The sequence below is a fragment of the Allolucifera butyrica genome (assembly GCF_900476375.1).
Taxonomy (GTDB): domain Bacteria; phylum Bacillota; class Negativicutes; order Sporomusales; family UPPP01; genus Lucifera; species Lucifera butyrica.
Map to the genome: position 1 here is coordinate 12,011 of NZ_UPPP01000068.1, position 20,060 is coordinate 32,070.

Consider the following 20,060-nt stretch of genomic DNA (forward strand, 5'->3'; position numbering starts at 1 on the left):
ATATACTTTTTTTGTAAATCAATGTTCTATTATTCCCCTGTTTTGCCATTTTCAGTCCGGCTGTTTTTCAGTTCCTCTCGTATCAAATATAACGGACGCTGTTTTACTTCCTCAAATATACGACCGACATATTCGCCAATCACTCCGAGACCAACCAGTTGCAACCCTCCAAGAAACGAAATGCTGGCAGCAATGGTCGCCCAGCCGGGAACCGCTTCATTCGTGAAAATTTTAGTATATAAAACATTGGCAGTTAAGCCAAAACTGATAAGTCCCAGCAGCAAGCCGATATAAAAGGCAAAGCGCAACGGCATTTTGGAATAGGCAGTAATCCCGTCCAAAGCAAAATGAAGCATTTTCTTTAAAGAAAATTTGGATTTTCCGGCAAAACGCCTGGGAGCGACAAATTCGACATAGGTTTGTTTATAACCGATAGCACCAATAATGCCCCGGATAAACCGGGCCCGCTCTTTAAAACGACGAAAGCTCTCCACAACCTTCTTGTCCAATAAGCGAAAATCAGAACCGCCTTCACTAATATGAACATTCGACATGGCGTTGATCAATTTATAGAACAGGGCGGAAGTCATCCTTTTAAACCGGGAAACTCCTTCCGTAGTAAGACGGATAGTCTGGACCACCTCAAAGCCCTGCTGCCATTTTTCCAAAAGCAGCGGCAGCATTTCCGGCGGATGTTGCATATCGCCATCCATTGTTATGACGGCATCGCCATGAGCATGATCCAAACCGCAGGTCAATGCTACCTGATGCCCGAAGTTTCGTGCCAGAATCAAGGCTCGTACCCTGCTGTCCTGTTGGGTCAAACGGTCCAGAATTGCCGGTGTGGCATCACGGGAACCATCATCAACAAACAGCAATTCAAATGGATAAGCCAGAGGCTCCATATACTTACATATTTCCTGATAAAAATTATCAATATTGTCCTGTTCATTAAATACCGGTACAACAATCGAAATGAACTTCATGTCCGGCTTCCTCCCCTCATCCCTTAATTATTGCATCAATAGACACTTCCAGTCAATTAGATTTCGATTTGTTTCATTCAAATATAATATCTCCAATTTGAGTCAAAAATAAAAATGCCCCGCAAAAGCCGGGGTATTAACAGATTGTTTTTGTTTAGGTTTTACAGGCGAAGGGGTTTATTGCAACGGCATGCGCCGCAATGCGGGCATTTCCACCAGCCACAATCGGGACACACCTCGCAAGTTTCATTCAACTCGATATGTATTCCTTCTTGATGATCTTTCCAGCAAAATGTACTGCCCCGTCCTTTAAACAATTTGACGGCATGGGCGTCAACCCATAACTTCTGGTCAAACAAAGTGACTAACAATTCATTATTTCCACTTTTGTTCTGGCGGTATCCTTCTACAGGGACTTTAAACGGATCGTCCTTTAAAGTGATCACCAGAAATAAATTTTTAATATTCACTTTGCCACCCCCATAATAGGTATGATTGGCAAAGCAGGTATATGCATAGAAACCCCGGAAATTTCGGGGTTTCTATGCATTATTGTTTCCGTCAAAAGTTAACCGGCGCTGATATTATTTTAAATCAACCGCAATTTGCCATTGTTTTAAACAAGAGACAACCTCGTCCATAACCCTATTTACCTGGATTTGAACCGGAACGGATAATTCGGTTCCTGCTTCCAGGGACAATGGCTGAACTCCCATTACAACGATTTCCGGAATACTTTTTTCCATGAGTTCCAGGACTTTTAAAATTTCTTGCATGCCAACACCGTGCATGGATGCTTTTTCGGCCATATAGGTATTTACCGCCCCATTCCGGTAACAATAGAAAGAACCGGGAAGGCCTGAACCTAAAATGGCATCCACTAAAATTAGTTTTTCAGTTTCCAATAAAAAGGAAACTAATTCCATGCCAAGTGTCCCGCCATCAAGAACCTGAACGGAATCAGGAAATACATAACGCTCCGATAATTGCTCGACCACCCGGACGCCAAAACCTTCATCCTGTAATAAAATGTTTCCTACACCTAAAATAGTCACCTGCAGCATTATCTTATATCCCTCAAGTCTTCCGGTTCTTCCGCAAAAAATTTAACACCCGCAATCATACTGGAGGTTTCTCCGTTCTTTTCCAGCAAATCATCCCGGATCACCATATAAACATGAACAATGGCAAAAAGTACAATGATCCAGGCTACATAGTGGTGCACCAGATGAAGCGCATATTCATTGGCGATAATATAACCGACAAAATGGAATAACATTGCGCCGCCGCTATGCGGATTAATGCCGAAATACATGGCGAACCCGGTGGCGATTTCAATTAGAATCAGGAAATACAGACCGGCATAGCTGGCGCGGGCCAATGAATTACGTAAATAGGGACGGTGCCGGGGACGTAAAAACAGGTAATGAAGGATGGTATCCCATGCCCCGGCATAAAACTTTTTTGTCCAAAAGTGGGGAAACAGCCGGTCCCCTTTCGACACGAGGAAGCCGTAGATTTTAAGAATGATTGCCGCCAGCAGGATATACGCGGCCGTAAAATGGTAAAAGCGGATTTTTTCCATGGAAAACCAGTTATTAACAGCATACGTTGGTTCCAGACCCTGATTTCCCAAAAAAGACGGATTGCCAATATACAAACCGGTAGTAAACAACACAGCAATTGAGCCAACCATCAGCCAATGAAAAAGACGCGTCCATGGACTGAAAACGTAATACACTTTACGTGACTGGTTCTTTTCCAATTCCTCTCCCCACCTTTTTCGCATAATCAAATTCCGGCATATGCATCCGTTTCTACGATCGCCAGTTTTTGCCCTTCCCTATTATATAGATGAGTGGCACAGGCTAAACAAGGATCGAAGGAGTGGATGACCCGCAAAATCTCCAGCGGTTTATCCGGTGTCTTAACCAGTGTGTCCATCATACTGGCCTCATAGGGACCGTGACCGCTCGTGCTATCCCGGGGGCAGGCATTCCAGGTCGAAGGTACAACGGCTTGATAATTATCGATTTTGCCGTTTTTAATGACGACCCAGTGGCTTAATGCTCCCCGGGGCGCCTCATGCAACCCCACTCCCTTGGCTTCCTGGGGCCAGGAAGCGGGGTCCCACAGGGACGTATTGGCGACATGGGTATCACCATTGCGAAGATTGGCTATCAACTTGTCAAAATAATATTTACTCATATAAGCGAACAACTGAGCTTCCAACCCCCGGGCCAGCGTCCGGCCGACAGTCGATACCAGCCATTTTTCCGGCGGCAGTCCCAGCACTTTGGAAGCGGCGTCAACTTGCTCCACAATCATTTTTTCTGCCCAGGTCGGCTGAATATGACCCTGCTTAACCTTAGTGTATACGATAATATACCTGGCCAACGGACCGACCTCCGCCGCTTTGCCCCGCCATTTGGGTGTTTTCAGCCAGGAATACTTGCCTGCTTCGTTGAGTTGTTTCCACGCCGTTGCCGTACCTTCCCCCGGCCCGGTAAAATTAGGCTCGGTTATCCCCTGCCAGGGATGAAGGTCCGGTTGCCCTTGCGGGTAATTATACCAGGAATGCTCCACCCCTTCCGTCAATGCAGCCGGGTCGGTTAAATCATGGTCGGTTAAGTCATAATACACGGCTTTCTCCACGCCAAGGGAAAAATTCTCCACAACCCCGTTACAGCGGAAAAGCAGTTTTTTATGAAAATCACCGTTTTTTATACCGGAATACGCCTCATCCGGATAATCACCGAAACCAAGTACGCGGACACCGGCTAAACCGCCACCGTCAAGCATTCCCTTCTGCACATACATATGGCCGATAGCCAAAGCATCGGGCATATAAAAATATTTAGTAAGCGCAATTCCCAAATCCAGGGATGTTTCCACCACTGCCAGGCGCTCGCTATTAATCGGTGCGTTCATATCGGTCATGGAAACGGAACAGGGCATACCTCCAAGGACATAATGGGGATGAGGATTTTTACCGCCAAATACAACATGAGGTACCACTACCTCCCGTTGTTTATCAAGCATATTCAGATAATGCGCCACCGCCATCAGATGAACTTCCGGCGGCAATAAACGGTAATCGGGATGATCCCAATAATGCGCGGCAAAAATACCCAGTTGTCCGTTGTCGACAATTTGCTGTATTTTGGTCTTAACGGCAGCAAAATAGGTCGTAGTTGCTTTCGGGTACTCTTTCGGATAGGCGCTCATTTCATGTTCCGACATCCTGCCGATACCAAGGTCGTATTTTTCCAGCACTGCATTTTGCAGAGCGGCGGTAGCCGCAGGGTCCGCCTTAGCCGCTTCGAGCGGACTTACCCAGTCCAAAGCATGCAGATGATAAAAATGCATCAAATGATCATGCACTTCCTGGGAAGCGGCAATAATATTCCGTATGTAATTGGCATTATTAGGGATCTCAATCCCCAGTGCATCCTCTACGGCCCGTAAAGACGCCAATGCATGCATAGTAGTACATACTCCGCAGATTCGCTGGGCGAAGGCCCATGCATCCCGGGGATCCCGGTCTTTTAGCACCAGCTCGATTCCCCGCCAGGCCGTACCGCTCGACAACGCATCATTCACCTTGCCGGAGGCCTCATCCAGCGTAACTTCCACGCGCAGATGTCCTTCGATACGGTTCATCGGGTCAATTACAATGCGTTTCATTCGGATCCTCCTTTACCGTTTTATTTTGCATTTTTTGGTGTTGAATCACAGAAGCCACTCCATGGGCCACTACACCGGCGCCGGCGACACCGGCTGCGACCAACCCCACCTTATCGGCATCGGCAATTGTATTGGGCAGGGAAATTTGCGGCAACCGCGCACTAAAAGGAGCATGATCCCAGAAATCCTTTTCCGCACAACCGATGCAGGGGGCTCCCGACTGGATCGGATAGGAAAGTCCGTTCCACCAGCGCATATTGCCGCAGGAATTGTATGTTTCCGGTCCCCGGCAGCCTAATTTATACAGGCACCAGCCGGCTTTACTCCCGGCTCCGTCGTACGTTTCGGCAAACATGCCGGAATCAAAGAACGGCCGGCGATAGCACGTATCATGAATGCGGTTGCCGTAAAATTGGGCTGGTCTGCCTTGCGAATCCAGCGGGGGAATTTGACCAAACAGGGCATAATGCATGATAACTCCGGTCATAACTTCCGGAATCGGCGGACAGCCGGGAACCCTGACAACCGTTTTTCCCGGCAAAACTTCCGTCACCGCCACGGAATGGGTGGGATTCGGTTTTGCTGCCTGAATTCCGCCCCAGGACGCACAGGATCCATAGGCGAGCACGGCAGCGGCTCCCTGGGCTACAGCCCGCAAATTATCCACAAACGGCTTGCCGCCAACCATGCAGGTTACCCCATCATTGCCCACGGGAACTGCACCTTCCACGGCCAGTATATATTGCCCGCGGTATTGCTGCATCGTTTTTGCTAAATGATCTTCCAGCGGCTCCCCGGCTGCCGCCGCCAAGACATCCGTATACTCCAGAGAAATCGTATTTAACACGAGGTCTGATGCCAGTGGCGTCTGCGAACGGAGCAATGCCTCATCGCAGCCGGTGCATTCATGACCATGCAGCCAGATTACCGGAACAAGAGCTTTTTTCTCCGCCGCCTCGATCACTTTCGGGATCATGGTCGTGGACAAGCCCATTATACTGGTAAGGGCCACGCAGGTTTTTATAAATTGACGGCGACTCAACTTGTTATTTTGAAATATATCCCACAATGAATTTAACTCTCCCATAATTACCCTCCATTCCGTTTATTTGGCTAATATAATTTTTACATAATTTTCAGGAAAAATCTACATTAAAATTATAATTATTAAAAAACTATTTCAGACAGAAAAAATAAAATTTAGGAATAATGGAACGATAAACCACTAAAATTCACTAAGTTTATCTTTCTCAGAGAATTATTGTCGAATGACAGAGAACTGCGAAAAGTGGGATAATCAGACATTCTTAGGAAAAAAATAAGATAACTTCCCCTCCTGGGATGCATTATGTCCTTGACTGTTGTATAATTTAAATACTGCTTTATTTTGGAAAGGAGTTTGCCAAATGGCCACCATTAATGAAAATTATCTTAAATTGCCTGGTAGTTACTTATTTGCTGAAATAGCCCGCAAGGTAGCAAAATTTAAGACGGATAACCCGTCTGCCAATGTGATCCGCCTGGGTATTGGCGATGTTACCCGCCCGTTGCCTCCGTCCATAATTGCCGCTATGCATCAGGCGGTTGACGAAATGTCCAATGAAGCAACATTTCGCGGTTATGGCCCGGAACAAGGCTATCCGTTTCTGATTCAGAAGATTATTGATACGGATTATATTCCCCGCGGGATCCACCTTGACGCCGACGAGGTATTTGTCAGCGACGGTTCCAAAAGTGATGTGGGAAACATCCAGGAAATATTCGGACTGAATAATACGGTAGCCATTACCGATCCTGTATACCCGGTTTATCTCGACACGAACGTCATGGCCGGAAGAACCGCTGATTTAGGCGCCAATGGAAGATTCGGCAATGTCGTTTACCTGTCTTGTAATGCGGAAAATAATTTTATTCCCGCTTTGCCGGCCGCTAAAGTGGATCTAATCTATCTTTGTATGCCGAATAATCCTACCGGCACCACGCTTACTAAAAAACAGCTCAAAGTTTGGGTGGATTATGCCCGCGAGCAGGATGCCGTTATTTTATATGATGCCGCCTATGAAGCTTATATTCAGGAACCGGATATTCCCCACAGCATATATGAAATTGAAGGCGCCAAAGAAGTAGCCATTGAGTTCCGTTCCTTTTCCAAAAATGCGGGATTTACCGGTACACGCTGCGCCTTTACGGTAGTGCCGAAAGCAGTTACCGCTTTGACGGCATCCGGCAGGCGACAGCCCCTGAACCCGCTTTGGAACCGGCGGCAAACCACTAAATTTAACGGAGTTCCTTACATTGTCCAAAAGGGAGCCGAGGCGGTTTATACTGCGGCCGGTCAGCATCAAATCAAAGAATTGATTGGCTACTATATGGCGAATGCCAAAGTAATCCGGGATGGTTTGCTAAGTATTGGCTTAACCGTGTTCGGCGGTGTCAACGCACCATATATCTGGCTGAAAACACCGCAAGGCATGGATTCCTGGGCATTCTTCGACAAACTGCTTACCGAGGCTCATTTAGTCGGTACGCCCGGTTCCGGCTTCGGTCCGTCCGGTGAAGGCTATTTCCGGCTGACTGCTTTTGGCAATCAGGAAAATACCCGGGAAGCAATTGAGAGAATAAAAACCAGACTTAAAGTATAAGCCAAACCGCTAACGCGGTTTGGCGGCTCGTGGCGCAGGGCCCAGGGCGCGGACAGACGTCGCAGTCTTCGGGCGTCAGTGCGAAACTCTCCCAAAAACGCAAAGCTGCTAAGGCGAATCGCCTTAGCAGCTTTTTTAATCCTTCCGTCTCCTTCCCAATTCCCAATCTCCAATTACCGTTTTTTACTCAGTCTGGCATCAATATAGGAACGCAGTTGATCCACTGCGGCCGCAATCTCTTTTGTGGCAGGCAAATGAGCGGCAATTTTATCTACATAACCCTGGTCATAAATCCGCTTTAATGTCCAGTCGTAATTTATATCGTAAATCCAGGATAACCGGATCAGCTTCCTGTCGTCCGGCGTCTTCATATCCGTATAATGAGACTGGCGGCCTGCCAGCAGGTCTTCCACCAAAATTTTCGAACACCCCTCGGCTGCCGGCGGACTGAGAAAGGGCTCCAGAACATAATAGATATCGAGCTTATCCGTATCACGGATGATCGAGGCAAATAACTTTTCCCTGGCCGATGCAGCGACCGGAATTTTGACTGCATTGTGGCTGGAGACGGCAAAACGGAAACACTCTGTTTCTTCCGGCGCCAGCGCCCCCAATTCCTTTAGCGCAGCAATTTCCCTTAATCCCAGGACGGCATGATCCTCCGACTGGCTGTCGCTAAAGGTGCGGTACAGCGTATATTGCTTAAATCTGCCGATATCATGGAATAAAGCAATTACCTCCGCCAATTGCTGGTCGGCTGGAGAAAGGACCAAGTGACGGGCTAATTCCACACTATATTGAACCACACGCAGGGTATGCTCTCTTTTTAATGTAATCTGGCTTTGCACTTCCTGGTCCGGAGTATTAAAAGAAGCCACATACATTCCAAACCAATCATACAGCTTGTTTAATTCCCTCGATTGCATAGTATCACCTCTTCCAGCGTTTCCGCTAATACCACATTGCGGGTCTAATAATATTCATTAATATAGTTATGGCATTTAGGGAATAGGCGCAGCAAATCAGCCAATGCTTTTTCTGATTGAATGTTCAACCGGCCCATTCGCAACAGATCGTTGGCATCAAGCCGCCCAAAGAACAATTGGGTAAAGGCACCGATTGAACATTCCACGTCACCCACCTGGGCAGCACAAGCAGTAACCTTTCCTTTTCCCTCCCGTACCTCCAGCGAAAAAAGACGCTGGTTCCATTCAGCCAGCTCATCCTTAACAGCAATGGTGATTGCCAGCGGCCCCGTTTCCGGATAATAAATCTTCTCCAGAGCCAGACCAACATCAACTACCCGCGCCGACATGAAAGGAAACAGGGAAATTCCCTGCTTCGGGTCCGGCAGCATAAAGCAGGTCAGATCGTCCAGCGGTGCATTCCACTCCCAAGTATCGGCCTGGGCCCGGTGCTGATACAAAAACCGCAACACGCCGTTCTGAGTAGGCTGGTTTACCCAGGCCATCTCCCGGACAATCATTTTTCGCTCCTGCAAAATATAAAACAAGTAAGCAGCCGGTCCGTTATCGTCTTCCCACAAACAAACATAGCCATTCTCCAGTTGATGTTCTTCAATAAGCTGTTGCCAGTTCAAGCGGCCGCGCATGGTATAGCCATGCTTATTCCGGGTAAACTGCCGGTAAATCTGGTCCAACTTACCGATATCGTCTTCCCTTTGATAGAAGGAAACACTTGCTGCCGCTTTGGGCAGTCCCGCCAGACTGTCCAAAGGCAAATCGTACCGGTAATGATGATAACACAATTCCCATTCATAGGGATAATAGAAACCGGCTTTGGAAGGCATAAGAATACTGACGGCATGGCCCCTCTTTCTCATCTCATACAGCGCCGCCTGCAGTAAAGGACGGATTACTCCGCCGCCCCGTTCCTCAGGTGCCGTAGCCACGCCTACAATGTAAGAAACCGCCATCGCTGTCTGCCGCAAAAACAATTCATAGGGGTTTAAATGCAAACAGGCGATCAGTTTTTCCTGCCGCTTAACCGTCAAGACATTATCAAGCCGGTAATATTGAGAAAAATACCATTTAAAAAATGGCTCTTCTTTTTTTTCAAAACAATAATCCCACAGCCGTTTAACAGCCGCTTCGTCCGGTTGGCGGGCCATTTGGATCTCCATACTATACCTCCGCTTTTAAGGTAGCAGTATACTTCTCTGTCATTTTTACAGGATAATACGATTCCTTGGCTTGTCTCAGCCCTTCAATTCCCATATCTTCTTCCCGGTTTACGTATTTCATATGCGGCCAGGCATTGGCGCAAAATTCCTGATTAATAACCTGATAAATGCCGCGCAATCCCGAACCTTTTTCAATATGAACGACAGCCGTATCTTCATTTAAAGGTTCACCGAAAGTAAACCCCTCCAGTTTGTCCTGAATAACAATGACGCCGCCCTGAACACCTAAATAGTCATAATGGTCGAGCACATCATGAATCGCCTGCAGCTCAAACTGCAGACTCTCTTCCTTCTCGCCGTTATGTGTATCATACCACGCGAGAGCCATTTCCTTACAGGCAGGAATAAGGTCTGCGGTAATCGTCATATAACGGTATGGCTGATAATTCCGCTTAAAATAATTTATATGATTATTTTTTTTGCTGTATTTTCGGCCTTTCAATTCCACCATATCCTGAACTAAATAAACATAGTCAAAATTATTCCGGTCCGGCTGGAAACAAAAAAGACCCGGTCTTTCCCGCTCAATGGCCGCCACCATATCCGCTGTAACTCCTTTCATTAAAAAGGGCCACTGGTTTTGCTGAAAATAATCCATTAATTTGTCCAGGATTTTTCCCACTCCGTCGCGATTGCCAAAAGGAGGCAATATATAAGGACTCCCCTTTTGCCAGGCCGCTTTAATACATATAAAATCATCTTTCTGAGCCCATTCAATGGAATACGCTTTGCGCCACATATATAAATTAGTAAATGTACATTCGGCGTTATCGTATCTTCGTTGCTGAAAATATTGGTCAAATACCGGTTTATCTGCTAACTGAATTGAACGAAAAAAAATAAAAAAGACCCCCTTTAGGCATGAGAAAAAATGCTATTAAAAAACAATTCGCGCTGATATAAGCATTTCCTGTTTCAAAGTGAAAAAACCATTCCCGTTTTCACGGGAAATGGTTTTTTCTAACTGTTCTTACTTATTCCACAGATTGGAATAGCGGTGTGGACAAATATCTTTCACCGGTATCCGGCAATAAAACAACAATTACCTTTCCTTTATTCTCCGGTCTTAATGCCAGCTGGGTAGCGGCAAAAGCCGCCGCACCGCTGGATATCCCCACCAGCAGCCCTTCGGTACGGGCAATATCCCTGGCAGTTGCAAAGGCATCTTCATTTTTCACGGTAATAATCTCATCAACCACAGCCGGATTAAAGACAGCGGGCACAAATCCGGCACCAATACCTTGAATTTTATGAGGACCCGGTTTTCCACCCGATAACACGGGAGAATCGTAAGGTTCCACGGCAACGATTTTCACATTGTTTTTTTTCTGCTTCAAGACTTCGCCAACCCCGGTAAGCGTACCGCCGGTGCCGACACCGGCGACAAAAATGTCAACCTGCCCCTCTGTATCCCGCCATATTTCTTCAGCCGTTGTTTGACGGTGTATTTCCGGGTTAGCGGGGTTTTTAAACTGCTGTGGCATGTAAGCATTCGGCATTGCGGCGAGTAAGTCTTCGGCCTTCTTAATAGCCCCTTTCATTCCTTCCACTCCGGGTGTAAGAACCAGCTCCGCCCCCAAGGCCTTCAACAAATTCCGTCTTTCCAGGCTCATGGTATCCGGCATGGTAAGAATGAGCCTATACCCTTTGGCTGCCGCTACAAAGGCCAGCCCGATTCCGGTATTACCGCTGGTCGGTTCGACAATAACCGTATCGCTGGTAATAAGCCCCTTCTCTTCGGCATCTTTAATCATGGCATACCCAATCCGGTCTTTCACACTGCTCAGTGGATTAAAATACTCCAGTTTGGCAATAAGCCGTCCCGCCACTTTCTTTTCTGCATTATAATTGGATAATTCTAAAAGCGGTGTGTTGCCGATAAGGTCTGTCAAACTTTTGGCGATTTCTTTCATGAAAAAATTCCCCCTTTATAGTTAGCGGCATTTTGCAGGCTGATTGAAATTCAACTCATGCATTTATGTAAGTAAGGGCACGAAAAAATCTTTTGGCAAAAACAGAAAACCAAATAAACGTCCTTGCGAACATTTATTTGGCCTTTGGTTTTTCCAATCAGCACTTCAGTTATTATTATATTTTTAATATATACCATTTATACGCCCAAGTCAAGTAAGAATAGCAGCAAAATATCATTTACAAGCGTACTCGTTCCATATTTACATTTTTGCCGCCACATTGTATCATTGAGTTGTTAACCATTAATTGATTATTGGTTTACCATTTTAGTTAACTAGTCGTTTTGTTTTTAGTTAACAATCAGGAGGACGATAATGACTGATTTGGAAATTATACGATTAGGGAAAAAAGTACTGCAGGGAGCCTCCATAACCTATGAGGAAGCAATGCGGCTCCAGTCGGTAAAAACGGAAGATATTCCGCTGCTGGCGGCCTACGCCAATAAAATACGGCATACGTACGCCGGAACAACTGTGGAAATGTGCGGTATTATTAATGCCCGCTCTGGTCTTTGCAGCGAAGATTGCAAGTTTTGCTCCCAGTCCGTATATCATCAGACCCAAGCCCCCGTTTTCCCCCTGCGGCAATCTGACGACCTGATTGCCGAGGCCAAAAAAGTAGCTGCCCACGGAGTGCAGCGGCTCAGTCTTGTAACCAGCGGTAAAGGCATGGAGAACGACCTCGATTTTCCCGGTCTTATCAACAGAATCGCCGTCCTTAAAGAGACGACCGGACTTTCGGTCTGTGCCAATCTGGGAACCCTGCGGCCCGACCAGGCTGCGCTGTTGGCAGCGGCCGGCGTCCGGCGCTACGCCCATAATCTTGAAACCAGCCGGAGTTATTATGCTAAAATCTGTTCCACTCATCCTTACGAAGACCGGTTACATACATTAAAAGCCGCGAAGGCGGCCGGAATGGAATTATGCTCCGGCGGCATTATCGGCATGGGAGAAACATGGCAAGACCGGGTGGAACTAGCATTCACCCTGCGCAGTCTGGAGGTTGACTCCGTGCCGGTTAATATCCTCAATCCGATAAAGGGTACAGCGCTCGAAGAGATGAACCCAAGAATCCAGCCGCTGGAAATTATAAAAACGCTGGCCCTCTTCCGCTTTATTTTGCCGGACAAAGTAATCCGGCCTGCCGGCGGCCGGGAGATCAATCTGCGGGATTTGCAGGGAACCGCCATGCTGGCTGGCGCCAACGGATTAATCGTCGGCCATTATTTAACTTTCTCCGGCCGGGACACCACCATGGATTATACCATGGTCCGTGATGCGGGACTGGAACCAGTATAATTAAACATTAGGAGGAACAAAATGAGCTATGATTTGATTTTTTCATTAGGAAAAAAAGTGTTGACCGGCGGCCGGCTTACTTTTGACGAAGCCTTGTCGCTCACGCAGGTTGAACCGTCGGATATTCCGCTTTTGCTGGGTGTCGCCAATAAAATCCGTGAAGAATTTACCGGTGACCAGGTAGACACTTGCGAAATCATTAATGCCCGTTCGGGCGGCTGTTCGGAAGACTGCAAATTTTGCGCCCAGTCCGCTCATTATGACGTGGCTGTGGAAACCTATCCCCTGCTGGCTGAGGAAACCATCCTCGCCGCCGCCAAAAAAGCAGCGGTGGACGGTGCGTACCGGTTCTGTATCGTAACCGCAGGCTGCGGCATGAAAAAGGATCCGGATTTTGACCGGATCCTCAGTACTATTCAACGGATCGGCCGGGAAACCAACCTGAATCGCTGCTGTTCCCTGGGGCTTTTAGAACCGTCTCATGTTCTGGCCCTAAAAGACGCCGGCATTACCCGCTATCATCACAATCTGGAAACCAGTCCAACCCTTTTCCCGCAAATTTGCACCACCCATACCTATGAAGACAGGGTAACTACCATTCAAAATGTAAAAGCTGCCGGTTTGCAGGTGTGTTCCGGCGGCATCATCGGGCTTGGCGAATCATGGCGTCAACGGGTGGAATTAGCCTTTGAGCTCAGACGGCTGGATGTTGACTCCGTACCGATTAACGTATTAAATCCGATTAAAGGAACAGCCTTTGCCGATAATAAGCGCCTTCATCCTTTAGAGATCCTGCAAACCTTTGCCCTGTTCCGTTTCATTCTGCCGACAAAAATTATCCGCTATGCCGGAGGAAGGGAACGCAATTTGGGAGAATTGGTTCCCCTCGGTTTCCTGTCCGGGATAAACGGTATGTTGCTTGGCAATTATCTTACTACCCAGGGCCGTACTCCGGGTGACGATTTAAATACGGTGAAAGAATTAGGGCTAAAACCGTTAATGCCTTAATTGTGTCTAAATCCGTAACTGCCGGATACTTTCCGGCCAATCGCCTGAATTTTGCCGGTAATACAGGCCCGGCAGTGTCCCGGTGTGTCGTTTATACAGATCTTCCCCGGATAAAGAGCATAGAGCCGGCGGTATTCCCCTTCCGTAACATTCGGCATTACTACATTCGCTCCGCTCTGCAGCGCAATCATTCTGCCGTTCGGATGCAGACTCTCCATGGCTGTTGTTGCCGGTATATTGATATCCGGCAGCAATAGTCTGGTAATGGCCATAACTTTTAAGCTAAGCTCAAAAGCACCTCCCCGAGCCTCTCCCAGCGGCGTATCCTGGTTGGGAATAAAGGGACCGATGCCGATCATGTCGGCATCAATTTGTTTAAAAAACAAAATGTCTTCGGCCAGGGACTCTACGGTCTGACCGGGTAATCCCACCATGCAGCCGGTACCGACTTCATAGCCTAAGCTTTTTAAATCTTGCAGGCATCGGATACGGTTGGCAAAACTCATACCCGGATCCAGGCGGTGATACAGCTGTTCATCCGTCGTTTCAATCCGCAGCAGATAACGGTCTGCACCGGCCTCCTTATAAGCCCGGTATTCCGCCTGGTTTTTTTCGCCGGCGCTGATGGTAATCGCTACATCCAGTTCCTTAATTTTGCGGATGATATAACACATTCTGTCAACCGTATAGTAATCATCTTCCCCCGATTGCAAAACGACTGTTTTATAGCCGTAATCTTTGGCTTTACGGGCCAGCTCAATAATCTCGTCCGGCTCCAGACGATAGCGTTCGATGTTTTGATTGTCCCGACGCAGGCCGCAATACAGGCAATTTTGTTTGCACCGGTTGGAAAACTCGATTAATCCCCGCAGGTGTACTTCATCCCCTTTGTAGTGTTTGCGTACCCTGTCGGCTGCGGCCAAAAGCTCCGGCATAAAGTCGGTGTCCCTAAGCAGCCGGACAATTTCTTCCCTGGCCAGTTCGTGTGTCGCTGCCGCTTTATTAATTATATCCAACATATAAAATCGCTCCTCATAAACAGTAACTTCTGCTACTGCCCCTTCTTAAAAAGTTTTCAATTCTATTATAGAATATAAGCCCGACTTCTGTCTAAACTAGTTTTAAAGGAGGTCGGTTTATGGCAAACGAGCATACGATTATTGCGCATTTTCCATCCAGTACCAAGGCGGCTGCAGCCAAACAGGCACTGGCTGCAGCCGGACTGACGGATGCCCAGGTTCGCCGGAACAGCCGCTTCGGTGTCACTCAGGACGAGAATCAGGATGACCCGGTTGCTCAGGCTGAGACCCTAACCGGCTTAACCCTCTTTTCCGCCAATAATCCAAACGACGCCAATGCCAGCACCCGCGTTTTGATGGGCGCCGACCCGTCGGTCAGCGGTTTCAGTATGGAAGGCTACGGCTTGGCCGGCGGTCGTGCTTTTACCCTGGTGACTTTTGTCCCGGAAGAACGTATGGACGAAGCAGTTACTATTTTAAAGCAAAATGGCGGCGAGGTTTAAAAATAAGCCGAAGAAAGAAAAACCGCTAATGCGGTTTTTCTTATTATATATAGGTTCTACATAGATAGATAGCCATTACGGCAAAAGAATCGCCTTATCAACGCTCCGCCGTTATCACTTAACCTCCGCTTATGACAAGACGATCCTTCTGCCTGGATTGGCGCCAAAATGATTTCCAGATGGTTTCCTTGCGCCTTGAGCCCTGCGCTATGAACCGAAAAACCGCGTTAGCGGTTTTTCTTATCACCTATTATATCTTTGACCACTTCGCCGGCAAGGATCAATCCGGCAACGGAAGGGACAAAAGCAATACTGCCGGGAATTTGATGACGGACGGTGCATTTCCGGGTAGTTCCCGGCGGACAGATACACCCCTGATTGCAGTTGGAATGCTCCGTTTGTACCGGCCGGAGCGGTTCTTCCCGGGAATAAACCACCTTCAGAGAAGTAACGCCTCTTTTTCTCAGCTCCTGTCGCATCACTTTCGCCAGCGGACATATGGAAGTGCTAAAAATGTCGGCTACTTCCAACTGGGTTGGATCGAGTTTATTTCCCGCGCCCATGCAGCTAATAACAGGAATGCCTTTTTCTTTGGCCCGCATAATAAGGTCGATTTTACCGGTTACAGTATCGATGGCATCAATAATATAATCATAATCGTCATGAATTAACTCGTCTGCCGTACCGGGCATATAAAAGCGCTGAAATACGGTAACTTCCGCCTCCGGATTGATTTCCAGGATGCGGTCGCGCATAACCTCAACTTTTGGTTTTCCTACGGTTTTGGTAGTGGCATGCAGTTGCCTGTTAATATTGGTAAGACAAATACAATCATCATCAACCAGCACCAGTTTTCCCACTCCGGACCGGACCAGCCCTTCCACAGCAAACGTACCTACGCCGCCAATTCCAAAAACGGCGACTTTACTTTTGGCCAGCTTGTCCAGCGCCGCTGCGCCGATTAAGAGTTCGGTTCTGGAAAATTTATGTAACATAATTTCACCCTTTAATTATTATCATTATTGCCAGCTAACTTAGCGTATCAAAAAATAGCAATGCCGTCAACATTGCTATTTTCTCCTGTAAAATAGGAAAAATTTATTAAAATGTGGGTTTTACGGGCGCATTTCATAATAACGCAACAGGCCGCTTACCGTTACAAATTCATACCCCTTTTCCCGCAGCCGGTCAATAAGAATTTCAACCGCCGCTGCGGTGGATTTGGCACATTTTCCTTCATGCAGCAAAATAATTCCGCCCGGCGCCGCCTCCTTGACCACGGTATTAACAATTTGCTCAACCCCTCTTCCTTCCCAGTCCCGGGGATCGATTGACCAAAGCACGGTTGTATAGCCCCGTTTGGCCAGTTCACTTACCATGCGGTCATTATAGCCCCCTCCGGGCGGACGGAAAAGCGTTGGTTTCGGCGCAATCCGGGAAATCGCATTTTCCGCCTTCACGATTTCCTGCTCAAATTCATTTTTACTCAACCGGTTTATAAACCGGTGTGTATAGCTATGACTGGCGACCTCATGTCCATTCGCCACAATTTCCGCCAGCAGTTGCGGGTATCGCTCGGCGTTGCTGCCAAGAACAAAAAAGGTTCCCCGGACATGTTTCTCCTTGAGTACAGTCAATAGATTTTCCGTTGTTCCCGGATAGGGACCGTCATCAAAGGTAAGGGCCAATACCTTATGGGTCGTCGGTACTTTCTTGACTATTTTATCGCCGTAATCCACAGCATACGTTCCGGCTGCGACTGAAACAACGGCACACACCAATAATCCCCAAAAATATTTTCTTCCTACTTTCATTGGACCCGCTCCTCCGGCTGTTCAAGAATCTATATGCCCAAAAGATCAAGGACCCGTCGATTGGCAATGCCGTCCGGTTCGATTCCTTTATCCAACTGGTAGGCCCGTAAGGCGGCATCCGTTGTTTTACCGAAGATTCCGTCGGCAACGGTGGTCAAATAACCCAATTCCTTTAATTTAAGCTGCAGCGCAACAACATCAGTACCACTTGCTTGATACTTCAAGGTCCGTAGTACTTTCGTCTTTTTCCCTTCAATCCGGACGCTCGTTCCGACCGGAATCCATTCAAACAGTTCTTCCACATCTTTATTCCGCATCCGGATACAGCCATGGCTGGCATACCGCCCGATTGACCAGGGATTATTCGTGCCATGGATGCCATAAATTCCCCAAGGTACATTCAGCCCCATCCAGCGGGTACCAAAGCCGGAACCCCAATTATAGTCTTTCCAGACAACTTTCCATTCTCCAATTGGTGTTGGTGTATTGCTTTTTCCCACGGCAATTTTATAAACTTTGTATAAATTATTATCGTTATAAACTTCCAAAGTACGGGCCGGAATTTTAATTATAATGTGAACTTTGCCGGTCGGAGCCGTAGTCGGCTGATTAGGAGCCGCTGCCAATTCCTGTTCATCTAAATATTCCCACCCCCAAATCCCGGCAATAATACTGGCAAATAACAGAATCGTTATGCCATAATACAGATTGCGGCGGTTGCAGATAAAAGTCCTGAGTCCAGACACCATTCCCCCCTCCTCCATTCAATCTTTCCGGTTAATAACGCACAACCCCTTTTTGGCTATGCTGCTGTAAAAGCTGCCCCACCGTCACCGTTTGATACCCTGCATCGCCTATCAATTTAAGGATAGCGGGCAAAGCCTGGACCGTTCCGGCAATCCGGTCGGAACAATGCAGCAGGATAATGGAACCCGGCTTGATATGCCCGGCGATTTGTTCAACAATCCTGTCTGCCGAAGTGATCGTGGTATCCTTGGAATCAATATTCCAAATAATTGCCGTAAACCCAAGTTTATTAACTGCCTCCAGGGAATCACGGTTAAAGTGCCCTAATGGGAATCGTACCAGCGAAGACTTTAGCCCCGTCATCTTTTCGAAAACTGTATTGCAACTACGGATCTCCCCTTCTATTTGGGCCGCAGTTAGCCGGCGATAATCCTGCTGCGAGTATCCCTGATTCCCGATTTCATGACCTTCGGCCATCATACGGTGAACCAGTTCGGGATTGTCGCGGACGCTGTTGCCGTTCATAAAAAAAGTCGCTTTTGCATTGCCTTCTTTTAATATAGCCAAAATCTGCGGTGCCGCGCCTTCTCCCTGGTCATAATCAAACGTTAACGCTACGACCCGGTCGTCGGTTAAGGTTCCGGCGATCGCCACGGGCTGCTCCTTCCATATTGGCAAACCATAGGAGTAGAGGGTAAGTATAGTAAAAATCCCCAGGGCGCCATATAAAAATCCGGATGATAAAAACGGTCTGTTAATCCTTACGATCGTAGCGCATCCCTCCCATCCCTGAGCCTGCTTAAAAAGATGCAGATACTAGGGCATTTGAACGAAGGCGTACTCAGTCGTACGTTGAGTGAGAACGCGCAGCCGCAACAACGTAGTGTTCCACATTTCGCAATTATTGTCGGGTGGCAGAGGACTGCGAAAAGTGGGATTGGTGCGCTTTTTAAGCAGGCTCGTCGCTAGAAAATAAGTTCCTTAGCCCAGCGGAGGCATTGCCGTGTTATTGTAATGGCTTTCCAAAATTTCTTTTTTACCGGATTCACAGTTTGAATTTCCTGTACGGCGGCGAATCCATCGGAAAAATCGGTTGTTTTTTCATACCCGGCTGGCAAGGCAACTTGGCCTTGCCGGTTAATTAAGGCATACTTGCCATTATGGAACACTTTGGCGCAGCCGTTGTAAAAACTGCCGGCCCAATTCCAGTTCAGAGGGATAACAAGTTTACCTGTATGATCAATAAACCCCGCTTTCCCTTTTATCATTACTTTGGCCAGCCCTTCACTAAATTCCCAGGCCCAGTCGAACTTAGGACTGATTACAAAATCACCTTTTTTATTGATATAACCATATTTATTGCCCAATTTAACCAACCCGGCCCCTTCCTTGAAATTCCAGGCCCAATCAAAATGCGGCGGAATCATAAGATTACCCTGTTTATTACAATAACCCCATTTCGACCCGACCTTCACAGCGGCAAGTTCTTCATGAAAATCCCGTATAAATTCAAACTGAGGAGTCATAACCAATTGTCCGTCCTTATGCAAAAAACCATATTGGTTATTGGCCCGGATTACTGCCATCCCATCATTAAAATCTCCGGCAAATTCAAAAGCCGGCTCGTAAATCCACTTTCCCTGCCTGTCTATATAACCAAATTTATCGTCTACTCCCACTGCCGCAGCATCCCCGGAAAAATCACCGGCCCAGTCATATTTCGCCGCCACAACCATTGTACCGGCCGTATTAATATAACCATACCTATCATTCCATTTGACGGCGGCTAACCCGGCGCTAAATGGTCCGGCCTCTTGATATTGCGGTTTTATCACCATGTCACCTTGCTTGTCGATAAACCCCAAGGAACCGTCTCTGTCAACCGCCGCCAATCCCTCACTGTATTTTTCAACTCTGGTAAATTGAGGTTTGATAATCTCTTGGCCGGTTGTATCAATAAAACCCCACTTGGCAGAACCGGCCGGCGGTTTTCCCAAATAACAGGCCAGAAAAATCCAAGCCGCCATGGCGACGATGAATAAATTCGTACTTAAAACAACCGACTTTTTCACACCCAACCTGCCCTCCATTCATCCATCGGGTCCTGACTGCTGCCATATCTTTAAGCAGGTTTTCAATATCATCAAAATATATGACCGGCCAAGAAAAAATAGTCGCG

General features: G+C 47.3%; 20 protein-coding genes. 4 read left to right on the top strand and 16 right to left on the bottom strand.

Translation table 11 applies throughout. The features are described 5' to 3' along the window. Positions 1-29 precede the first annotated feature (29 nt). The 6 genes from LUCIF_RS10010 to LUCIF_RS10035 all read right to left on the bottom strand — a co-directional run bounded on the left by LUCIF_RS10010 (position 30) and on the right by LUCIF_RS10035 (position 5,760). Entirely contained in the window at positions 30-986 is a 957-nt protein-coding gene (locus LUCIF_RS10010; RefSeq protein WP_122627755.1) for a glycosyltransferase family 2 protein, read from the bottom strand. 161 nt (positions 987-1,147) lie between these two features. After that, entirely contained in the window at positions 1,148-1,456 is a 309-nt protein-coding gene (locus LUCIF_RS10015; RefSeq protein ID WP_122627756.1) for a hypothetical protein, read from the bottom strand. Between the two features lie 114 nt (positions 1,457-1,570). Beyond that, positions 1,571-2,050 carry a HyaD/HybD family hydrogenase maturation endopeptidase gene (locus tag LUCIF_RS10020; protein ID WP_122627757.1) on the bottom strand — a complete coding sequence of 160 codons (480 nt, stop codon included), beginning with the start codon at positions 2,048-2,050 and terminating at the stop codon, positions 1,571-1,573. Beyond that, entirely contained in the window at positions 2,050-2,751 is a 702-nt protein-coding gene (gene cybH / locus LUCIF_RS10025; protein WP_207857390.1) for a Ni/Fe-hydrogenase, b-type cytochrome subunit, read from the bottom strand. The genes LUCIF_RS10020 and cybH overlap by 1 nt, the downstream gene beginning before the upstream one ends. A gap of 26 nt (positions 2,752-2,777) precedes the next feature. Continuing rightward, complete coding sequence (locus LUCIF_RS10030) at positions 2,778-4,673, bottom strand: nickel-dependent hydrogenase large subunit (protein ID WP_122627759.1); 1,896 nt, start codon at positions 4,671-4,673, stop codon at positions 2,778-2,780. Beyond that, entirely contained in the window at positions 4,654-5,760 is a 1,107-nt protein-coding gene (locus tag LUCIF_RS10035; protein WP_122627760.1) for a hydrogenase small subunit, read from the bottom strand. Before LUCIF_RS10035 ends, LUCIF_RS10030 begins: the two co-directional genes overlap by 20 nt. 319 nt (positions 5,761-6,079) lie before the next feature. Here LUCIF_RS10035 and LUCIF_RS10040 point away from each other — a divergent pair, with 319 nt between their 5' ends. Continuing rightward, positions 6,080-7,315, top strand: coding sequence for an LL-diaminopimelate aminotransferase (locus LUCIF_RS10040; RefSeq protein WP_122627761.1), 1,236 nt, complete (start codon positions 6,080-6,082; stop codon positions 7,313-7,315). 173 nt (positions 7,316-7,488) lie between these two features. On the opposite strand, the gene LUCIF_RS10045 is transcribed toward LUCIF_RS10040, so the two are convergent. The 4 genes from LUCIF_RS10045 to cysK form a co-directional block, all read right to left on the bottom strand. After that, positions 7,489-8,241, bottom strand: coding sequence for an HD domain-containing protein (locus LUCIF_RS10045; protein WP_207857392.1), 753 nt, complete (start codon positions 8,239-8,241; stop codon positions 7,489-7,491). 44 nt (positions 8,242-8,285) lie between these two features. Then, positions 8,286-9,458: a GNAT family N-acetyltransferase gene (locus LUCIF_RS10050; RefSeq protein ID WP_122627762.1), complete on the bottom strand. Its 1,173-nt coding sequence runs from the start codon at positions 9,456-9,458 to the stop codon at positions 8,286-8,288. 1 nt (position 9,459) lies between these two features. Next, positions 9,460-10,359 (bottom strand): DUF2156 domain-containing protein, encoded by a 900-nt coding sequence (locus tag LUCIF_RS10055; protein WP_122627763.1) that lies wholly within the window; start codon positions 10,357-10,359, stop codon positions 9,460-9,462. A 133-nt stretch (positions 10,360-10,492) separates the two neighbouring features. Beyond that, positions 10,493-11,431, bottom strand: a complete 939-nt coding sequence (gene cysK / locus LUCIF_RS10060) for a cysteine synthase A (RefSeq protein WP_122627764.1) — start codon at positions 11,429-11,431, stop codon at positions 10,493-10,495. 375 nt (positions 11,432-11,806) lie between these two features. On the opposite strand from cysK, the gene bioB (LUCIF_RS10065) reads away from it, so the two are divergent. Both bioB (LUCIF_RS10065) and bioB (LUCIF_RS10070) read left to right on the top strand, forming a co-directional pair. Further along, the gene (gene bioB / locus LUCIF_RS10065; RefSeq protein ID WP_122627765.1) at positions 11,807-12,790 is read left to right on the top strand and encodes a biotin synthase BioB; all 984 of its coding nucleotides are present in this window, start codon (positions 11,807-11,809) and stop codon (positions 12,788-12,790) included. 21 nt (positions 12,791-12,811) lie between these two features. Then, positions 12,812-13,798 (top strand): biotin synthase BioB, encoded by a 987-nt coding sequence (gene bioB, locus LUCIF_RS10070; RefSeq protein ID WP_122627766.1) that lies wholly within the window; start codon positions 12,812-12,814, stop codon positions 13,796-13,798. On the opposite strand, the gene hydE is transcribed toward bioB (LUCIF_RS10070), so the two are convergent. Further along, positions 13,795-14,817 carry a [FeFe] hydrogenase H-cluster radical SAM maturase HydE gene (hydE, locus tag LUCIF_RS10075; RefSeq protein ID WP_122627767.1) on the bottom strand — a complete coding sequence of 341 codons (1,023 nt, stop codon included), beginning with the start codon at positions 14,815-14,817 and terminating at the stop codon, positions 13,795-13,797. The genes bioB (LUCIF_RS10070) and hydE overlap by 4 nt on opposite strands. A 119-nt stretch (positions 14,818-14,936) precedes the next feature. Here hydE and LUCIF_RS10080 point away from each other — a divergent pair, with 119 nt between their 5' ends. Continuing rightward, on the top strand, positions 14,937-15,320 hold the full coding sequence (locus LUCIF_RS10080) for a hypothetical protein (protein WP_122627768.1): 384 nt from the start codon (positions 14,937-14,939) through the stop codon (positions 15,318-15,320). A gap of 227 nt (positions 15,321-15,547) precedes the next feature. Here the strand turns inward: LUCIF_RS10080 and LUCIF_RS10085 are convergent, their stop codons facing one another. The 5 genes from LUCIF_RS10085 to LUCIF_RS10105 form a co-directional block, all read right to left on the bottom strand. After that, a complete protein-coding gene (locus LUCIF_RS10085; RefSeq protein ID WP_122627769.1) occupies positions 15,548-16,315 on the bottom strand; it encodes a tRNA threonylcarbamoyladenosine dehydratase in 768 nt (255 codons plus the stop codon). A gap of 120 nt (positions 16,316-16,435) precedes the next feature. Then, positions 16,436-17,134 carry a polysaccharide deacetylase family protein gene (locus tag LUCIF_RS10090; protein ID WP_122627770.1) on the bottom strand — a complete coding sequence of 233 codons (699 nt, stop codon included), beginning with the start codon at positions 17,132-17,134 and terminating at the stop codon, positions 16,436-16,438. Positions 17,135-17,163: 29 nt separating this feature from the next. Then, complete coding sequence (locus LUCIF_RS10095) at positions 17,164-17,883, bottom strand: L,D-transpeptidase family protein (protein WP_122627771.1); 720 nt, start codon at positions 17,881-17,883, stop codon at positions 17,164-17,166. A gap of 28 nt (positions 17,884-17,911) precedes the next feature. Continuing rightward, on the bottom strand, positions 17,912-18,559 hold the full coding sequence (locus LUCIF_RS10100; protein WP_165865956.1) for a polysaccharide deacetylase family protein: 648 nt from the start codon (positions 18,557-18,559) through the stop codon (positions 17,912-17,914). Positions 18,560-18,846: 287 nt separating this feature from the next. Then, complete coding sequence (locus LUCIF_RS10105) at positions 18,847-19,953, bottom strand: WG repeat-containing protein (RefSeq protein WP_165865957.1); 1,107 nt, start codon at positions 19,951-19,953, stop codon at positions 18,847-18,849. Positions 19,954-20,060 lie beyond the last annotated feature (107 nt).